Source organism: Rubellimicrobium rubrum, assembly GCF_006152115.1.
GTDB classification, from domain to species: domain Bacteria; phylum Pseudomonadota; class Alphaproteobacteria; order Rhodobacterales; family Rhodobacteraceae; genus Rubellimicrobium; species Rubellimicrobium rubrum.
The window spans coordinates 24,223-42,585 of record NZ_VDFU01000030.1 but is presented as its reverse complement, the minus strand read 5'-3'; the positions used below and the strand labels follow the sequence as shown (position 1 = coordinate 42,585).

Here is an 18,363-nt window from a genome sequence, read left to right as displayed (position 1 = left end):
CTCGTCACCGGGCGCACCTGGAAAGGCACGGCCTTCGGCGGCGCGCGCGGCCGCACGGATGTCCCGAAGATCGTGGACTGGTACATGGAGGGCAAGATCGCCATCGACCCCATGATCACCCACACCATGCCCCTCGACCGCATCAACGACGGCTTCGATCTCATGAAACGCGGCGAAAGCATCCGCGGCGTCGTGGTGTACTGAGGGGTTGCGGCTGGGAATGCGCATCGGCGAACGGAAATCCCCGGTGACAAGCCCATCCGAAGCGGTCATGATCGCTTCGCTGGCCCCCCGGAGGGCAGCATCGGTGTGTGTCCGATCGCTTGCCGCGATCGCAGGCGTGGTTGCGGGTGCAAGGTTAGACGGACGTCGCGCGACCAGCGGGGAAAGCTTGGGCAGCGCACACGACAACGTGGGCTTCGTGCCGCATCTTGAGGTGGTACGCCTCGTTGGCGTGGTTGATAATCTTAGGCGTTCCCTGTCGACTCAGGGGGCGAGCGAGTCGGGCGCAGCTTGGGTGGCGGCCGGCCAGACATCACAGAAGCGTCCGCTCGGGCACAGGCCCGGCGCCATCAGGCCGGCCGAGGGCCTGCGACGTGAGGACTGGCGTAACGACGTGACGGCCTGCATGGCGCTGGCCTCACCGGGCCTTGAGGAGACCTGATCCAGGAACATCATTCGGATGGCACCCGCGGGACCTGTCCTGAGCCCGCGCAGGGGTAGCAAAGGCAGCGAGGAGGCGCTGCTCGTCCAAACCGGCCGACAAAAGGCCGTTCCGCACCTTGGGAGGTATGAAGTGAGAAGTTCACTGCTGATGTCCGCCGCGATTTTCGTGGGCGGGGCTGTCCCTGCGCTTGCCAATGACGAGCTTATGGGAATGATGGACGACCCGAAGCAGTGGGTCATCCAGACTGGCGATTACGCAAATACCCGCTTTTCAGAGCTAGAGCAGATCAACAAGGAGAACGTGGGCGACCTGCAGGTCGCATGGACGTTCTCCACGGGTGTGCTCCGCGGGCATGAAGGCGGGCCGCTCGTCGTCGGCAACATGATGTACGTGACGACGCCGTTCCCGAACGTCGTCTACGCCCTCGATCTGAACCAAGAGGGCCGGATCGTCTGGAAGTACGAACCCCAGCAGGACCCGAACGTGATCGCGGTCATGTGCTGCGACACGGTGAACCGTGGCGCCGCTTACGCCAACAACACGATCTTCCTGCACCAGGCCGACACCACTGTCGTCGCTCTCGATGCGATGACCGGTGAGGTCAAGTGGACCAAGCAGAACGGAGACCCGTCGGCTGGCCAGACCAACACCGCCACGGTGCTGCCGGTCAAGGACATGATCCTTGTGGGTGTATCGGGTGGTGAGTACGGCGTTCGCGGCCACCTGACCGCGTACGACATGGCGACCGGAGAGCAGCGCTGGCGCGCCTATTCGACCGGCCCGGACGAGGAGATGCTCGTCGACCCACAGCAGACGACGGTTCTGGGCGAGCCGATCGGCGAGAACTCGTCCCTCGAAAGCTGGGAAGGCGACCAGTGGCAGCTGGGCGGTGGCACGACCTGGGGCTGGTACAGCTATGACCCCGAGCTTGACCTCGTCTATTATGGCACCGGGAACCCTTCGACCTGGAACCCGTCTCAGCGTCCTGGAGACAACAAGTGGTCCATGACCATCATGGCCCGCGACCCGGACGACGGGATGGCCAAGTGGTTCTACCAGAAGACCCCGCATGACGAGTGGGACTACGACGGCGTGAATGAGAACATCCTTGTCGATCAGGAGATCGACGGGGAGATGCGCCAGCTTCTCGTCAACTTCGACCGGAACGGTTTCGTCTATACCATGGACCGGGCCACGGGCGAGCTGATCGACGCCAAGAAGTACGACCCGGCGGTCAACTGGGCCACTGAGGTGGACCTGAACCCCGAGTCCGAAACCTACGGTCGGCCGCAGGTCGTCGCTGACTACTCGACCCGCGAGGCTGGCGAGGACACGAACGTGGAGGGCATCTGCCCGGCGGCGCTCGGGTCCAAGGACCAGCAGCCGGCGTCCTTCTCGCCCGAGACGGGGCTGTTCTACGTGCCGACGAACCACGTCTGCATGGACTACGAGCCGTTCCGCGTGAGCTACACCGCAGGCCAGCCCTATGTCGGGGCGACGCTCTCGATGTATCCGGCTCCGGACAGCCATGGCGGCATGGGCAACTTCATCGCCTGGGACGCCCGGACCGGGGAGATCAAGTGGTCGCTGCCCGAGCAGTTCTCGGTCTGGTCGGGCGCTTTGGCCACGGCCGGCGATGTGGTCTTCTACGGCACGCTCGAAGGCTACCTCAAGGCGGTGGACGCCGAGACGGGCGAGGAGCTTTACCGCTTCAAGACCCCCTCGGGGATCATCGGGAACGTCACGACCTACGAGCATGAAGGCAAGCAGTACATCGCCGTGCTGTCGGGCATCGGCGGCTGGGCCGGGATCGGCCTTGCGGCCGGCCTGACCAATCCGAACGAAGGCCTTGGCGCCGTGGGCGGCTACGCCGCCCTCAGCGAGTACACGGCGCTCGGCGGACAACTCACGGTCTTCGCGCTGCCCGACTGATCATATCGTCGGAGCGACAGTCGCCGGCGGGGGCCATCTGCTCCCGCCGGCATCCTACAGGACAACAGGAGTCCCACCAATGATGCGTTACCCGCACGCGCCGGGCGCACTGCTTACGGTTCTGGTACTGGCGGCCTCGGCGGGCTGGTCGCAGGAAACGGCCCCTTCGAGCGATCCCGCCACGGCGGTCGCTCGCGAAGAGAACGGTCGCTACTACACCGCGGATGACATCCCCACCTTCAACATCGCCGAAGACGGCACGGTCGATTGGCTGACCTACTCCGGATTCCGGCGATACCATGCGGAATGCCATGTCTGCCACGGGCCTGACGGCGAAGGATCGAGCTATGCTCCCGCGCTGAAGAATTCGGTGAACCGGCTGGACTACTACGACTTCTACGGCATCGTCGCCGGCGGCATCCAGAACGTGGACGCAGGCCACAACAACGTCATGCCCGCCTTTGGTACCAACGTGAACGTCATGTGCTATCTCGATGACATCTATGTCTATCTCAAGGCGCGTGGCACCGGAGCTCTGGAGCGCGGCCGTCCCGCAGAGCGGGAGGACAAGTCCGATGCCATCCGTGAAGCCGAGGAATCCTGCCTTGGGGCATGACCGCATCCTTGGGACGGCGCTCGCTCTCCTGACCTTCTGGGTCGGAGCTGCGGGTGCCCAAACCTCGGACCTCGTGTCGCGGACGGCGTTCCGGGTCTGCTCGGACCCGGCAGCCTACCCGGCCTCGACCGAGGATGGGACGGGCTACGAGAACAAGATCGCCGAGCTGCTGGCCGGAGAGCTGGGCCGCCCGGTCGAATACGCCTGGTATCCCATGTCCACCGGGTTCATCCGCAACACCCTAGCCGCCGCCCGATGCGACGTCGTCATCGGCTACGCCCAGGGCGACGAGATGGTTCTCAACACCAATCACTACCTGACCTCGGCCTATGTCCTCGTCGTGCCGAGCGATGGGCCACTGGCAGAGGTGACGGAACTGTCGGATCCCAAACTTCAGGAGGCCACGATCGGGGTGATCGCGGGTAGCCCCCCTGCGACGCACATGGCGCAACAGGGTCTTCTCGATGACATCCGGTCCTATGACCTGTTTGCCGACCGGCGCTACAAGTCACCTCCAGACCTCATGCTTGCGGACCTGGAATCCGGCGCGATCGACGCGGCGGTCATGTGGGGCCCCATCGCCGGGCCGATGGTGAAGGATCGTGGCCTGCCGCTGACGGTCACGCCTCTCATCCACGAGACAGCGATGCCGCATTTGTTCTACCGCATCACCATGGGCGTGCGTCAAGGCGAGGACGCCTGGAAGCGGGAGCTGAACTCGCTTCTTCGGCGGAACCAGGACCGGATCGACACCATCCTGCGAGAAGCTGGGGTGCCGCTTGTCAACGACATGGGCACCGCGCTGAAGTCGGAAGGGTAGGACCGTGTGGCGGGTTTTGATCCTAGTCGTCGGTCTAGTCCCAACTCAGGTGCTTGCCCAGTCGGCCCCCGAGCCCGAGGGCTACCGCGACGCGCCCTACAAGGGCGAGGTTCCGGCCGGGCTGACCGGCGCCACCACCGTGGACACCGACGAGGCGCATCGGCTCTGGGAAGAAGGGCAAGTGATCTTCATCGACGCCATGCCTCGGGACGTGCGGCCCCCGGACCTGCCGGAGGGCACAATCTGGCGGGACCGTCCCCGCGACAGCATCCCTGGCGCGGTCTGGCTACCTAACGTAGGCTACTCCAAGCTGCCTCCCGAAGATGAGGCCTATTTCCGTGCGGGGCTCGCAACCGTCACGGAGTCCGACCCTTCGCGTCCGATCCTGTTCTTCTGCATGGAAGACTGCTGGATGTCGTGGAACGCCGCCAAGCGTGCGACGGAGATGGGCTATCGCTCGGTCTACTGGTATCCGGGTGGCACGGACGGCTGGGCCGGCGCCGGTCACGCGACGGAGCCAGTCGAACCGCTGGATCCTACATGACTTCCACCCAGGTCCTATTCACGGAAGAAGTGGTTGTTGAGGATGTATCGACCGCCACGAAGCCACGAGTCGTCGGTGTTTCCGCGGATATCGACGGCCAGCATCCGGACGAGGCGATCCGTCTCGACCTCGCGCAAGGCGAGGTTCATGGACAGGATGAGGTTGGAAACCTTCTGCACTTCCCCGACCAGGGAATAGTCCGCACCAAGCCGCTCGGCCATTCGGACGTCGCAGCCGTTGCAGTCGGCTGGACTTTTGGTCCGCGCGAGTTCCTCGGTCACGGGACCAAGGTCCACGAGTTCAAAGCCCTCTTCGAGGAACCTCTGGCGGACCGACTCCTCAAGGAGGGCAAGCCTCTCGGTCTCGTCCTCGCGGATGCCGTTGTAGGCGCCCTCGGTCGAGGTATCGATGAAATGAAGCCCGAAGTAAGCGACCGACGCTCCTGGTTGCAGCGGCTCCAGGTCTTGGGCCGCTCCGGGCGCTGCCAACACAAGGGCGGCGAGGATCGAAAGGGGACGTCTCATTGCGGCATCCTGTGACTGACCCAAAACAGATAACGCGGCACGGTCGCGCCACCAGGGGGTGCCTTCCATGCTGAGACCCGTGGCTGCGCTGTGCTTGTTCGGGATCCTGGCCGGGCTTCCTGCCAACGCGCAGAACGTGGCGGCTGCGGTCCTGCGCGTCGATTACCCGTCGCTGCTACCGATCTCGCGCCTGGACCTTCCAACCGAGGATCTGGGCTTTGCCGGAGCGGTGCTGGCGACCGAGGACAACCAGACCACCGGCCAGTTCCTTGGCCAGGAGTATGAGACCCGCACCGTCTCTGCCACGCCCGAGGAGGCCCGGTCGACCTTCGACCAACTCATCGCTGATGGTTATCGCATCATCATCGTCATGGCGCGGCACGACGACCTCCTGGGCTTCGCGGATGCCGCCCCGGGAGGGACGCTGATCCTGAACGCCCGCGCCACCGACGAAAGCCTCCGGAGCGAGGACTGCAGGGCCAACGTCCTCCATGTCGCGCCAAGCGAGCAGATGCTGACCGATGCGCTCGCCCAGTTCCTTGTCTGGAAGCGCTGGGACCGCTGGCTCGTCATCCATGGCTCTCACCCCGAAGACCTGTCGCTGGCCGCAGCCTACGAGGCCTCGGCTGCCAAGTTCGGCGCCAGGATCGTCGAGACGCGCGAGTTCACGGACACTGGCGGAGCGCGTGCGACCGACTCGGGCCACGTGCTGGTGCAGCGGCAGATCCCGGTCTTTACGCAGGGTGCGTCGCGGCACAGCGTGGTCGTGGCGGCGGATGCGAACGATATCTTCGCGCCCTACCTGCCGTTCCAGACCTGGGACGCCGCGCCGGTCACGGGCTCTGCCGGGCTGCGCCCGGTCACGTGGCACCCGGCTCACGAGGCCTGGGGCGCCACGCAGATGCAGAACCGTTTCGAGGAACTGGCTGGTCGCCCGATGCGCGAGGAGGATTATCAGGCCTGGCTCGCCTTGCGCGTCGTGGGCGAGGCCGTGACCCGGACGCAGTCGGCGGATCCCGATGCGCTCCGCGACTACATGCTCGGGCCCGACTTCGAGGTGGCGGCCTTCAAGGGGCAACCCCTGACCTTCCGCGACTGGAACGGGGAGCTTCGGCAGCCGATCCTGCTCACCGACGGGAGGATCACGGTCAGCGTGTCGCCGCAGGAAGGGTTCCTCCACCAGGTCTCCCCACTCGATACGCTGGGGCTCGACCGGCCGGAATCGAAATGCACTGCCTTTGGAGAGGAAAGCGGATGATGCGACAAGCCCTGGCGGCGCTGCTGCTGAGCGGCGTGGCCCTGCCGGCGCAGGCTTACAAGGTGTTCGTCAGCAACGAGCGTGGCAACACCGTGACCGTCCTCGATGGCGAGACCTGGGAGGTGCTTGCCGAGTTTCCCGCCGGGAACCGGCCGCGCGGCATCACCGTGTCGCCGGACGGCAAGGAGCTTTATGTCTGCGCTTCGGACGATGACACGGTCCGGGTCTTCGACACGGAGACCTATGAGGAACTCCACCAACTTCCTTCGGGGCCGGACCCCGAGCTGTTTGTCCTGCACCCGTCCGGTAACCCGCTTTACATTGCCAATGAGGATGACAACCTCGTCACCGTGACGGATGTGAAGACCCGTCAGATCCTGGCCGAGATCCCGGTGGGCGTGGAGCCGGAAGGCATGGGCATCTCGCCCGACGGCACGCGGGTGGTAAACACCTCCGAAACCACGAACATGGCGCATTTCATCGACACGACGACCTTCGAGATCGTGCAGAACACGCTGGTCGATCAGCGCCCGCGCTTTGCCCAGTTCACGGCCGACGGCTCGCTTTTGTATGTGAGCGCCGAGATCGGCGGCACGGTCAGCGTGGTCGATCCGGCAAGCGGCGAGGTTCTCCACAAGATCACCTTCGAGGTCACGGGAATCCTGCCCGAGCTCCTCCAGCCCGTTGGCGTGCGGGTGACACAGGACGGCAGCCGCGTCTTCGTGGCCCTTGGTCCTTCGAACCGGGTGGCCGTGGTCGATGGCAAGACCTGGGAGGTGCTGGACTACCTGCTCGTGGGCCAGCGGGTCTGGCAACTGGCCTTCACGCCGGACGAGAAGTTCCTGATCACCACGAACGGCAACTCGAACGACGTGTCCATCATCGACGTGGCCGCAGGCGAGGTGGTCCAGTCCGTCCCGGTCGGGCAGCAGCCCTGGGGCGTGGTGGTGACGCCGCAATGACGAAAGGACAGTTGATGCGCTCCATGGGATTGTTGGCGCCTGTGATCGGACTTCTTGCGACGGCGCCCGTGCAGGCCGCACCGCTGTGCGAGGACTTCGGCTTCGCGGGCCTGCTTGCGAACTGCAATCGGGGGGAGCCTGTCGCGATCACCCTGTCGTCAGGGCAGCCGCTGTACGACGGCACGCAGCCGGTGGAACTCCAGTCGGGGGCCTACTACGAACTGGAGATCACGTCGGACGGGTCGGCCGAACTGGCGATCGCCGGCGCCGACTTCTTCCGCTCGATCTGGATCAACGAGATCGTCATCAATGACATCGAAGTCCGTCCGATGGCGGTGGACAGCCTGGAGTTCGATGACGCCGGAAGCGCACGGCTGTCCTTTGTCGCGATCAGGCCGGGCAGCTATCATCTTGAGATCCCGGGCAGCAGCGGCGAAACCCAGAGGGTCGAGTTCGCCATCCGCTGACAGGGCGAACGGCATGCCGTCACGGGGAGGGCGCGTTTGACGACTGTGCAGGGACCGAGGGAGAGAGCGTTCGCGGGCGTGGTGGCCAAGGCAGGCGGCCTTGGCTGACCTGCAGGGAAAAGCCGCGGCACGATTCGTGTCGCTCGCGTCCATCATCGGGCTCTGGACTGTAGCGGCGGCCTTGACCGCCGATCCGAACGTCTTGCCCACCCCGTGGTCCCTTCTCGGCCCACTGGCGCAAGAGATCGGGTCGGGCGAGCTTTTCCGGCACCTGTCATGGACGCTGATCCGCGTGGCCTGGGCCTTTGTCCTGGCGATGTCGATCGGCGTCGCCCTCGGCTATCTTATGGGAACCAGCCGCAAGCTCGACCTGTGGCTCGATCCATGGCTGGTCGTGTTCCTGAACCTTCCGGCGCTCGTGCTGATCGTGCTGTGCTATCTCTGGATCGGCCTCAACGAGACGGCCGCCATCGTCGCGGTGACGCTCAACAAGATACCCAACGTGGTCATCGTCATCCGTGAAGGCGCGCGCGCCCTCGACCCCGAACTGTCGGCGATGGCGCGGGTGTATCGGATGTCGCGCCTGTCGCAGCTTCGCCATGTCGTCCTGCCGCAATTGGCCCCGTACATCGCCGCCGCCGCCCGTGGTGGAGTGGCGGTGATCTGGAAGATCGTCCTCGTGGTCGAGTTCTTGGGGCGGTCGAACGGGATCGGCTTCAAGATTCATCTGTATTTCCAGCTGTTCGACGTGGGCATGGTGCTGATCTATGCGCTGTCCTTCGTCACGGTGATGCTGCTGGTCGAGGCGGCTGTTCTTCAGCCCTGGGAAGCGCGGGTCCGCCGCTGGCGCACGGCATGATCCGCATCCATGTCCGCCGTAAGGCGCTCGGCGGGACCGAGATCCTCCGGGATGTCCATCTTGAGCTCGCCCCCGGAGAGCGGGTGGCCGTCCTGGGTCCGTCCGGCGTCGGCAAGAGCACGTTGCTGCGCATCGTCGCGGGCGTCGATCGGGTCTTCAATGGGGAGGTCGAGCGTCCCGACAACATCGCCATTGTCTTTCAGGAGCCGACGCTGCTCCGTTGGCGCAGCGTCCTGGCCAATCTCACCCTCACCCATCCTGGCCTTTCCGACGAAGCCGCTGGCGCGATGCTGGGTCGGGTTGGGCTTGGCGGCAAAGCTGACCTGTATCCGGGTCAGCTGTCCTTGGGCCAGCAGCGGCGCGTGGCGCTGGCGCGGGCCTTCGTCGGCCGGCCCGAACTTCTGATCCTCGACGAACCCTTCGTTTCGCTGGATCCGGCCCTGTCCGAGGAAATGATTGCCCTGACCGAAAGCCTGATCGCGGAAACACGGCCCTCGGTCCTGCTCGTCACCCATGTCTTGGCCGAGGCGCAGCGGCTGGGCGACCGGATCTGCCGCCTGCAAGGCTCTCCGGCGACACTGGCCTAGCCTTTCCGCACCACGCCGCGCGCTGGATCATAGCCCCGCAGCGCGAGAGCGAGGAGCACTAAGGTCGCCAGCGTGGTCCACAGCAGCGCAGCCGGATTGGACTGGAGGTAGAGCGCGAAACGTACGAGCTCGACGGCATGGGTGAAGGGGTTGAGGGCGCACAAGGTGTGCAGGACTCGCCCTGCCTCCTGCATGCGCCACAGCGGGTAAAGGGCGGAGCTGAGGAAGAACATCGGGAATATCACGAAGTTCATCACACCCGCGAAGTTCTCCAGCTGGCGGATGCGGGACGACAGCGCCAGCCCCAGCGCCCCGAGCATGAGCCCGGCTGCCACAAGGGCGGGCAGGGCGGCCAGATAGCCCAAGGGCGGCAGGCGCACGCCCCAGACCCAGGCCAGAGCGAGAAAAGCGTAAGCCTGCAGCACGCCGACAAGGGTGCCGGCCAGCAGCTTGCAGAGAAGTAGCCACCAGCGTGGCAGCGGCGCCGTGAGCAGCAACCGCATGGACCCCATCTCGCGGTCGTAGACGAGGCTCAGCGACGACTGCATGCCGTTGAAGAGCAGGATCATCCCACACAACCCTGGCACGATATAGGTCTCGTACTCGATGTAGGTGCTGTAGGGGGGCGTGATGGAAAGCCCAAGCGCGGCGCGAAATCCTGCCGCAAAGACCAGCAGCCACACAAGAGGACGAACTAGGGCCGCCAAGAAGCGCTCGCGCTGATGGACGAACCGCAGGGCCTCCCGGGCCACGATGGCGCGCAGCGCCAGCAGGGGACCCTTCACGCTTCGGCTCCTGTCAGCCCCAGGAAGACCTCGGACAGGGACGCGCCCTGCGCCACCTCGGCGGCCGTGGCCTGCCGCAGCACACGTCCCTGGTGGAGGATGATCAGGTCGTCCTCGGGCGCCACCTCGTCCACGAGATGGGTGGCCCATAGCACGGTCAGCCCGTCTTCGCGGGCCAAGGCGTGCACATGCGCGGTAATCCCGGCGCGGGCCGCCGCATCGAGTCCCACCGTGGGCTCGTCGAGCAGCAGCACCTGCGGCCCATGGAGGAGGGCGCGCGCGATCTCGGTCCGGCGCCTGTGGCCCCCGTTGAGCGCCCGAGCCGGTTCGCGGGCGCGCTCGGCCATACCGAGCCGCTCCAGTGCAGCCGAGATGCGGAGCCCCGCTTCCCGTCCCGCCAAGCCATGCAGGGCCGCGAAGTAGCGCAGGTTCTGCTCCACGGTCAGGTCAAGGTCCAGCGTGGCCGACTGGAACACGACGCCCAGGCACGCCAGAGCCCGCGTAGGATGCGTACGGATGTCGTGACCGGCCACGCGGACCGATCCCGGCGGCGGGGCGAGGAGCCCGGTGAGAAGCGCGAACAGGGTCGACTTGCCTGCCCCGTTCGGGCCCAGGAGCGCGCAGAACCGGCCGCCGCCCACCTCGAACGAAACCTCGTCCAAGGCGACGCGCGGTCCATAGCGGTAGGTTACGCCTTGCAATGAAAGGCCAGCCGCCGCGCTGTTGGTTGCCATGCTCGTCCTCCTGTCGCGTGCACGATTGCCCGGCCAGACGCAGGTGGCAAGCGGGGGCGCAGGGTTCGGGGCGATGACGTCTTAGTGTGGGGCCTCGTCCGCGCGGCTGGCCAGACAGCCGCAGGACCGGATCGCTGCGCAGCCCCGGATCGCCGAGCGTCGTCGAGCGTCGCAGGCGCTAACGCGCCAAGCCTGACGGGCGGCCCCTGCCGGGTGCCCGTCACCCCGTAGGATCAGATCGCGGCAAAGGACCGAAGCACGCCTTCCCCTCAGAGAATGAAATCCTGACTGAGAAGATCGAAGGTGCCGGCGGTCTTCAGCAGCACCTCGAACTCGGCGGCCGGGTCGGAGTCGAGGTTCACCCTGATGTCGGTGTAACCGCTCTTCAACTCGACGATTCGAACCTGGTTCGCGGCGCTGAAGGCCGACGAGCCGCGCCAGGTCAGCACGCCCCAAGCCAGATCGCTCAGGTCAACCCGGTCCCCGATCTGGAAATCCTCGATGCGATCCTCGGCCGCGTACACACTGGCCGGCGCTTCGCCGCGAAGAAAGTGGAAGGTGTCCGCTCCTGCACCGCCATAGAGCACGTCAAGGCCGTCGCCGCCGCGCAGGAAGTCATGGCCTTGATCGCCGAACAGGGTATCGGCTCCGGCCTCACCCCAGAGCGTGTCGTCCCCCGTGCCCCCGAACAGGACGTCGTTGGCCGCGCCCCCGGACAGGCCGTCCCTTTCGGTGCCGCCATAAAGCCGGTCGGTATCGGCTCCTCCGCGCAGGACATCGTCGCCCAATCCGCCATCCAGCCGGTCGGCTCCGGTGCCCCCAGACAGCTCATCCATGCCGTCGCCACCATAGAGCGTGTCTGCGCCGTCCCCGCCCAAGCCGATGTCGTCCCCGCCATTGAGCCAAATGGAGTCGTTCCCGCTCACTGCTCGGACGGTCTGCGAATTGGCAGAGAAGCTTTTGGAATCGGTAAAACTCGTGAGAGTGTAGCTGTAGCTAGGGAGGCTCTGGGTGGACACCGAGAACTGGTAGCGACCTGTCGGGCTTGCCGAGCCCTCGAACTGAAAAGAGCCGTCCACGTAATCGTTCGCGGCGTGATGGATGGCGATGAAATAGGTGCCTGTCTGCGTTGCGGTGAAGCTCAGGAACGGATCGGTGCCGCCGTTGTAGTCGTCTGCGCCGCCGACACGCTGGCCCGACTGATCGATGATGTCGAACTCCAGATCCGTGGCGCCGCCGTCGATGTCGAACTTGTAGGTGTGGCCAGAGATCAGCGTCATGGCGAAGACGTCCACCCCGCCCGAGGTGGCGATGGACTGCGCGGGCGCGACGGCCGAGAAGTAGGTCGGGTAGTCAAGGCCGGGATAGGAGCCCGTGCTGAAATCGGCACGCTCCAGGGTGCCTGCTGACAGCAGGCTGCTTGCGTCGAAGCTGAAGGTGGTCGGCATGGTCGATCTCCGTGACGGATGTCCGCACGAGAGGTGGGGACGTCCGTCGCGAGATGAAAAAGCGGGATCAAGTCTCCCAAAGTCGGCGGTCCGCTACCCGATAACAGGGCTTTGTGAATGGCTGGGCCCAGTTGCTGGCCGAGATCTCTCTGGGCCGCGACAGGATGCAAGGTCGATGCAGTTTCGTGCCCGACCCGCCATGCGTTTGGGGCATCGAAGCCCTCGCCAAACCGACCAAGGAGCGGGGCCATGCCTGATAAGGTGAACCGACGACCATGGCGCCAACGGGTCAAGCGATAGCACCAGTCAAAGCCGACCTTGAACCTGAGCCCGCCAACTTGGTTCAGAATGAAACTTCATATAATGAGTAGCTTGCCAGTTTTTGTTGACCCTCAGCATGAGACTTGCAGCGTCACAGCGCAGCTTGATGAAACCGGATTGACGACTACTGTTTCTGAAGCGGATCGTTCCCGGCCCTGGAACCCCGGGCTGGGGTGTCATGGGCCGTCCTGACTGGCTTTGGTTTTCTCTGTGGCGACCGGCATGTCCGGCTGGATCAATCAGCCAAGCTCATGCCTTGCACAGAATCGTCAGCCGGCATGTCAGTATTCAGAAGGCCTGTTCGCAGAAGGCCAAATGACCGTGAAGTTCCGCGATGACCCGCGCGAACCGGACGCATTCGCCGCTTGTCGGCGCCAGAAGCAGCGTCTGGGGCTTTGCCTGCCGGTGGCGCGCGGTGGTCACCATGACGTAAGGCCCTTCGAGCATCTCGCGCGGCGGCATGTTGGCGGCCTCGCTGACCGGGTCGTAGGCATAGGTTCCCTCGAGCGCGGCCGCCTCAAGGATGTCCTGGATCAAGGGTTCGGGCGGGGTGGACCGCGCCAGGGGATTCGGGGCTCCGCCAGCGAGCCAGGCTGCGGAGGATACCACCATGAGAAAGCCACAGATGACGGCGCCGGGCCAGCGGATCGACAGCTTCCTCTCAGTCGCCAGGACAGTTGCTCCGAGCATCTTGGGCCTCCACCGATGGGCGGCCGATCTGTCCGGCCGCCCCCTCAGGGGTAGTCGCTGCCCCGGGCCCGCGGCAAGCTCGCGATAGGAAGTCATTGACTCAGCTTTAACAGAGTCTTTCCGTGTTTGCCGCCGTTTCATCGAGGATTGCGACAACCGGCCCAAAGGTTGCGCCCGACCTTCCGGCCTCATTCGCCTGCAAGGACTGACACCCTGGTCATGCTTCGACGATAGGCCGGTCCATGATCTGTGCAGATCCGGCCGTACCGTTCCGACTGCGGCGACCATTCAGCCCCTAACCCCGATCGATGATCCGCTCAGTAGGAGACCCGGCGGAAGTAGCGCCTGGTCGACAGCGGGTGGTTGCGGATCACTTCCAGTTGCGCGCTGACCCGTTCGAGGACAGTGGTCAGGATCACCGGCGTGAGCAGGGCGCGTAGGTCGTCGGACAGGCCGATCGATGGGAAGTCGCGTGTGTCGATGACCGAAAGGCCGCCGCCGATGCTGGCGACAAAGCGTTCGACCCGCTCGGCCAGTGGCCGCGTGGCATCTTCACCCTTCAGGAGGACGACGCTCACCCCCGGTTCGAGAAGCTCGAAGGTGCCGTGGAAGAAGTCCGAGGCATGCACAGGCCGCACCCGGATCCATTGCATCTCCTCCAACACGCACATGCCGTAGGAGCAGGCTTCGGGCCAGGCCGACCCCGCGGCGGTGAGGATGTGGTAGTCCCGCGAGGCCAGGGCTCGGGCGTAGTCGACGGCCCGAGGCTCCATGATGCGCTTCATGTTCACGAGTTCCTGAGGAAGGGTCCGCAGGCCAGACAGAAGCGCCTCATAGTCATCGATCTCCTGTCGATGGCGCAGCACCGAAAGCGCCACCAGCAGGCCCTGAAGGTAGTAGTTCTCGGACGAGGTCGCGTCTGTCGTGGCGTTCACCAGGACATGATCGCCACCTTGGCCCAGCGGCGTGTCGCGGTTACCGACAAGCGTGACGACAGTGGCGCCCCTGCTGTGGGCCAGTTCGAGGATCTCCACGCTCTCCCTCGTGGTTCCGGACTGTGATGGGATGACCACGATGGATCCGGGTGTCAGGTTCCGTGATCCCGAGACCAGAAGTTCAGCGGTGGGATCGTCGAACACGGGAAAGGAAGACCGGAGCCGAAGCAACTGCACGGCCGGGCGCATCACGATGGCTGCGCCGCCAGTTCCCAGGAAATGGATGTTGGACGCTCCGGCTGCCAAGGCCGCGCCGATAGCGGCGTCGATCTGGGGCGCCAAGGCCAGGGCCCCGGCTTGGATCGACAGGAAACCCGCCTCGTCGAAGTTCAGCAGGGGTTCGGCGTCAGCCGTGAAGTCGGATTCGTGGAGGGGCCGCATGTCACTGTCCTATCGATGGTTTGGTCCGGCTCAGGGCCGGGGCGGTCCAAGGCTTCAAACCCTTCGGGACGGATCGGGGGGCCAGCGCCCTCGGCCTCGATGTCCTGTCTGGTGCCGCTGGCCCAAGGCACGCCGTCGGCTCATGGGCAGGGCTGCAACTCCCTGCGCATGATTAACAACTGGTTACGACCGAGAAGGTTAAGGGTTGGTTAACCCTCGCCCTGACTTTCAAAACCCGCCGATCTCTTCGGACACAAACGGGCCATACTGAGCATCTTTCGGGATGCGGCCGGTACTTCCCGGAAAAGGTTCCCCGACAGCGCTGCGGGACAACCTCGGGACGCTCTATGCAACGGCAGCCTGAGGGCTGGTGGAGCAGAGCCAAGTATTGACCAAGACCTGGACCGGGGCAGGCCGCCCCAGATGGAAGCCCTGGGCGAAGTCGCAGCCCATCGCCCTCAGCAGCTCCAGCTCCTCCGCGGCTTCGATTCCTTCGCAGACCACCTTCATGCGCAGGCCGCGGGCCATGATGATCATGCCGCGCACGATCTCGACGCCTTCCTGGGAGCTGCGGATCTTGGACACGAAGGATCGGTCGATCTTGAGGGTGTCGAACCGGAGCTGCCCCAGATAGCCTATTGAAGAATATCCCGTCCCGAAATCGTCCAGCGCGGTCGAGAAGCCTGTGGCATGAAGCTCCGCCAGCCGGTCGGCCGCAAGGCGGGGGTCGTCCACCACGACGGACTCGGTCAGCTCGATCTCGATCCGCGAGGCGGCGATGCCACGGTCCCGCAACTCTTCCGTGATCATCGGAATGAAGTCGGGGGCCATCAGTTGAAGCGGAGAAATGTTGATGCTGACATGAAGGTCGGGGTAGGCCACGAGGTCGTCGCAGATGATCTGGAACAGCCGGCGCCCAAGCTGCACCATCAGGCCCGCCTGCTCGGCCACCGCCACGAATCTGTCGGGCGTGATCGGGCCCAACTGGGCCGATGTCCAGCGTGCCAGGGCCTCGGCCCTGACCAGGCGGCCGTCCGGGCCGACGATCGGCTGGTAGGCGACGGTGATCTCGGTTCCATGCTCGAGGGCGCGCCGGAGGTTCTGCTCGATGACAGCTGCATCCCGGGAGGCCTGCTCGATGACCGCACCGAAGGCAACGGGCCCGGACCCCTTATGGCTTTTGGCTTCGTACATGGCGAGGTCTGCCTGCCGGACGAGGTCGGCCCCGGTCATGTCGTCCACGGCCTGAACCGCATAGCCCATGGCCATCGTGACCTGGACTTGATGCCCTTGCACCTTGAACGGATTGGCCAGCACCTGTTCGGCCGCATGGGCCAGCCACCGGACCCTAAACTCTGCGCTCGGCCCCGTGACTACGAAGACGTACTCGTCCCCGGCGATCCGGGCAAGGAACCGTTCGGGGCTGGAAAGCTTGGCCAGGCGCCTGGCGACATGGACCACGATGTGGTCGCCGGCAGCATGGCCGATGCTGTCGTTGATGCGCTTGAAGTCATTGACGTCGAGAAAGAGGATCGCCCGCTCGCCCGCGCGGGCCGGCCGGGCCAGGGCCTCGTTGAAGGCCGCGCGGTTGGGTAGCCCGGTCATCGCGTCCGTCCGCGCGGCCGTCGAGGCGCTCCGCTCGGCCGTCACGAGGTGCTGAGCCGTCCGCCGGACGAGCACGATGCCGACACCCGCCATGGCCAGCACCGTCATTGCGAGCAGTCCAAGCCATGGAAGCATCCGGCCCAGCAGGGCCGTCCCGGGCGTCGGCGCGTCCCAGGTCAGGTAGGCCACCGGCCGACCGTCGCCGCCCAGGAGGGGCAGGTTCGGCCGACCCTCGGGCGCCGCATGGACGATCTCGAGGCCGGTCAGGAGGTAGTTGTCCTCGATGGTCGCAAGGGACTGAGGAGTGATGCGTCGCCCCATGGCCAGCCTTGCGGCTTGCCGGTCGGGGATCCTGACTCCGTTCTCGCCTTTCACCACCTCGAAGCGCGCGGCGCCAAGGGCGAAAACGCCTCCGCTGTGCCAGACGAAGAAGTCCGCGCTCTCGAAGCTGCGGATGGGGGTTGCCCCGACACGGTGCTCGATGAGACCCAGTGTGGCGGGGTCGAGGAGAGAGGTTCGTCCCGCCTCCACCCCGTCGTCGGTCCAGCCGATGTCACTGGCGAACGGTCCGCCCCAGATCAGGACGAGCTGGACCACCTGGCCTACCGTCGCGGCGGCTCCGATGTTCAGGTAAAGCCAGTCGCTGTCCTTGGCCCGGACGGCATCGACGGCGGTTTCCCACTTCGTGTAGTCGAGCGTCGTCAGACGCACCTGGGTCAGCAGGTTGGCGCGCGCTGTGCGGACTTGCGCCAGTGACTGGTCACGGGCCTGGGCATCGAGCGTCCGGCTCATCCAGATCATCGACCCGCTCACGGCTATCAGGACGACCAGAAGCGTCCCGATCATCAGGGCGACGATCCGAGTGGGCAGTCGATGCATGCTCTTCCTGCCGTTCAGAGCACCCACTCCTCGACTTGGGTCGCAACCGACCCGGCCCATAACAAGGACGCTTCCTCGGGACACGGGGAACGGCCGGCCACCATGACATGACAAAATGATTAACGAAGCGTAAACCAAGCGGTCCGCTGAGGGCTGGAATCCTTGATCGGAGCGGTCGGCGGACCTGCCTCAGGCGTACTTAGGTCCAAGCGGACCAAGTTCGCACGCCCGAGGTGGCCGTTGCCAAGCCCTGAACCTCGCCCTGATGCAGGTCCGCCATGGTTGTGATTGAGATCGGGGGTGACAAGTGGAAGAGGAATGGCCTGCCTGTCGCTCAAACGAGTAACAAACGAACGCTGGATGGGGCAAACAGGTCGTGCGGCGACCGGGAGTGGGCGGCATGCCTCGGATCAAAGGCATCGTGTTCGACAAGGATGGGACGTTGTTCGATTTCCAGGCGACTTGGGGAGCCTGGAGCCTTGGCATGCTCCACGTCGAAGCCAATGGCGACCCGCTGCTTGTCGAGCGCCTGGCCCAGGTTCTGGGCTATGATTTGCGCACGAAGCGTTTCCGATCCGACACCGTCATCGCGGCGACCACCGACGTCCTGGCCGACGCGCTGCTTCCTCACCTGCCGGGCACTGGCAAGGCCGAGCTGATCCAGCGAATGGACGCCCGAGCGGCCCAGGCTCCGCAGGTCGAGGCCGCTCCTCTTGCGGACCTTCTGGACCGACTGGCCAAGATGGGGCTGGCGCTCGGGATCGCGACCAACGACGCTGAAGTCTCCGCACGGGCCCATCTGCGCGCGGCCGGAGTCGAAGGCGCGTTCGATTTCATCGCCTGCCATGACAGCGGCTGGGGGGCGAAGCCCGACGCGGGGCAACTGCTCGCCTTTGCCCATGCGACCCGGCTCGATCCTGCGGAGTGCGTGATGGTCGGTGACAGCCTTCATGACCTGATGGCAGCCCGCGCGGCCGGGATGTCCGGGGTCGCGGTCCTGACCGGGCTCGCTGATCGCGCGACCCTTGCGCCTATGGCGGACGCGGTTCTGGAAACGATCGCCGATCTGCCGGACTGGATCGCTGCCCAGGGCTGACAGGGTCCTGCGGCCTTGTTCGATTAGACTTCCCGTTCCGGCAGGTGAAAGCTGGCGAACTTGGGCAGGCATTCCGGCCCGCACACCTCCAAGGGCGCGATCATGGAGCATTGCGATCCGGCAAAGGGCCTGAGCGCCGCGGAGGTGGATCGGCGCCGACGTGATGCCTGCTGCTCCGCGCCGCGGCTTGGCG

The 18,363-nt window shown here is 65.3% G+C and carries 17 protein-coding genes and 1 pseudogene; 11 read left to right on the top strand and 7 right to left on the bottom strand.

The window, feature by feature from the left end:
- The 5 genes and pseudogenes from FHG66_RS17815 to FHG66_RS17795 form a co-directional block, all read left to right on the top strand.
- Window positions 1-204 (top strand): annotated as a pseudogene (locus FHG66_RS17815) (S-(hydroxymethyl)glutathione dehydrogenase); the annotation flags it as partial.
- A 610-nt stretch (window positions 205-814) separates the two neighbouring features.
- Window positions 815-2,599, top strand: a complete 1,785-nt coding sequence (locus FHG66_RS17810; protein WP_139078399.1) for a methanol/ethanol family PQQ-dependent dehydrogenase — start codon at window positions 815-817, stop codon at window positions 2,597-2,599.
- A gap of 79 nt (window positions 2,600-2,678) precedes the next feature.
- A complete protein-coding gene (locus tag FHG66_RS17805) occupies window positions 2,679-3,215 on the top strand; it encodes a c-type cytochrome, methanol metabolism-related (protein ID WP_139078398.1) in 537 nt (178 codons plus the stop codon).
- The gene (locus FHG66_RS17800) at window positions 3,175-4,035 is read left to right on the top strand and encodes a substrate-binding domain-containing protein (RefSeq protein ID WP_139078397.1); all 861 of its coding nucleotides are present in this window, start codon (window positions 3,175-3,177) and stop codon (window positions 4,033-4,035) included. Before FHG66_RS17805 ends, FHG66_RS17800 begins: the two co-directional genes overlap by 41 nt.
- 4 nt (window positions 4,036-4,039) lie before the next feature.
- Window positions 4,040-4,579 (top strand): PQQ-dependent catabolism-associated CXXCW motif protein, encoded by a 540-nt coding sequence (locus FHG66_RS17795; RefSeq protein WP_139078396.1) that lies wholly within the window; start codon window positions 4,040-4,042, stop codon window positions 4,577-4,579.
- Between the two features lie 14 nt (window positions 4,580-4,593).
- Here the strand turns inward: FHG66_RS17795 and FHG66_RS17790 are convergent, their stop codons facing one another.
- Entirely contained in the window at window positions 4,594-5,103 is a 510-nt protein-coding gene (locus tag FHG66_RS17790; RefSeq protein ID WP_139078395.1) for a DUF3280 domain-containing protein, read from the bottom strand.
- 67 nt (window positions 5,104-5,170) lie between these two features.
- Here FHG66_RS17790 and FHG66_RS17785 point away from each other — a divergent pair, with 67 nt between their 5' ends.
- The 5 genes from FHG66_RS17785 to FHG66_RS17765 all read left to right on the top strand — a co-directional run bounded on the left by FHG66_RS17785 (window position 5,171) and on the right by FHG66_RS17765 (window position 9,236).
- Window positions 5,171-6,361 carry an ABC transporter substrate-binding protein gene (locus FHG66_RS17785; protein WP_139078394.1) on the top strand — a complete coding sequence of 397 codons (1,191 nt, stop codon included), beginning with the start codon at window positions 5,171-5,173 and terminating at the stop codon, window positions 6,359-6,361.
- Complete coding sequence (locus tag FHG66_RS17780) at window positions 6,361-7,323, top strand: YVTN family beta-propeller repeat protein (RefSeq protein WP_218013902.1); 963 nt, start codon at window positions 6,361-6,363, stop codon at window positions 7,321-7,323. Before FHG66_RS17785 ends, FHG66_RS17780 begins: the two co-directional genes overlap by 1 nt.
- 14 nt (window positions 7,324-7,337) lie before the next feature.
- Window positions 7,338-7,790 (top strand): cupredoxin domain-containing protein, encoded by a 453-nt coding sequence (locus FHG66_RS17775; protein WP_139078392.1) that lies wholly within the window; start codon window positions 7,338-7,340, stop codon window positions 7,788-7,790.
- Between the two features lie 109 nt (window positions 7,791-7,899).
- On the top strand, window positions 7,900-8,649 hold the full coding sequence (locus tag FHG66_RS17770) for an ABC transporter permease (RefSeq protein WP_139078402.1): 750 nt from the start codon (window positions 7,900-7,902) through the stop codon (window positions 8,647-8,649).
- Entirely contained in the window at window positions 8,646-9,236 is a 591-nt protein-coding gene (locus FHG66_RS17765) for an ABC transporter ATP-binding protein (protein ID WP_139078391.1), read from the top strand. The genes FHG66_RS17770 and FHG66_RS17765 overlap by 4 nt, the downstream gene beginning before the upstream one ends.
- Here the strand turns inward: FHG66_RS17765 and FHG66_RS17760 are convergent.
- The 6 genes from FHG66_RS17760 to FHG66_RS17735 all read right to left on the bottom strand — a co-directional run bounded on the left by FHG66_RS17760 (window position 9,233) and on the right by FHG66_RS17735 (window position 17,074).
- Window positions 9,233-10,021, bottom strand: coding sequence for an ABC transporter permease (locus FHG66_RS17760; RefSeq protein ID WP_218013901.1), 789 nt, complete (start codon window positions 10,019-10,021; stop codon window positions 9,233-9,235). The genes FHG66_RS17765 and FHG66_RS17760 overlap by 4 nt on opposite strands.
- Window positions 10,018-10,755 carry an ABC transporter ATP-binding protein gene (locus FHG66_RS22005; RefSeq protein WP_139078389.1) on the bottom strand — a complete coding sequence of 246 codons (738 nt, stop codon included), beginning with the start codon at window positions 10,753-10,755 and terminating at the stop codon, window positions 10,018-10,020. Before FHG66_RS22005 ends, FHG66_RS17760 begins: the two co-directional genes overlap by 4 nt.
- A gap of 269 nt (window positions 10,756-11,024) precedes the next feature.
- Entirely contained in the window at window positions 11,025-12,203 is a 1,179-nt protein-coding gene (locus FHG66_RS17750; protein WP_139078388.1) for a pre-peptidase C-terminal domain-containing protein, read from the bottom strand.
- Between the two features lie 609 nt (window positions 12,204-12,812).
- On the bottom strand, window positions 12,813-13,214 hold the full coding sequence (locus tag FHG66_RS17745) for a hypothetical protein (RefSeq protein WP_139078387.1): 402 nt from the start codon (window positions 13,212-13,214) through the stop codon (window positions 12,813-12,815).
- A 317-nt stretch (window positions 13,215-13,531) separates the two neighbouring features.
- On the bottom strand, window positions 13,532-14,590 hold the full coding sequence (locus FHG66_RS17740; RefSeq protein WP_246082669.1) for an SIS domain-containing protein: 1,059 nt from the start codon (window positions 14,588-14,590) through the stop codon (window positions 13,532-13,534).
- Between the two features lie 345 nt (window positions 14,591-14,935).
- Window positions 14,936-17,074, bottom strand: coding sequence for a putative bifunctional diguanylate cyclase/phosphodiesterase (locus FHG66_RS17735; protein ID WP_176556329.1), 2,139 nt, complete (start codon window positions 17,072-17,074; stop codon window positions 14,936-14,938).
- Between the two features lie 400 nt (window positions 17,075-17,474).
- Here FHG66_RS17735 and FHG66_RS17730 point away from each other — a divergent pair, with 400 nt between their 5' ends.
- Window positions 17,475-18,170: an HAD family hydrolase gene (locus FHG66_RS17730; RefSeq protein ID WP_139078385.1), complete on the top strand. Its 696-nt coding sequence runs from the start codon at window positions 17,475-17,477 to the stop codon at window positions 18,168-18,170.
- Window positions 18,171-18,363: the final 193 nt, after the last annotated feature.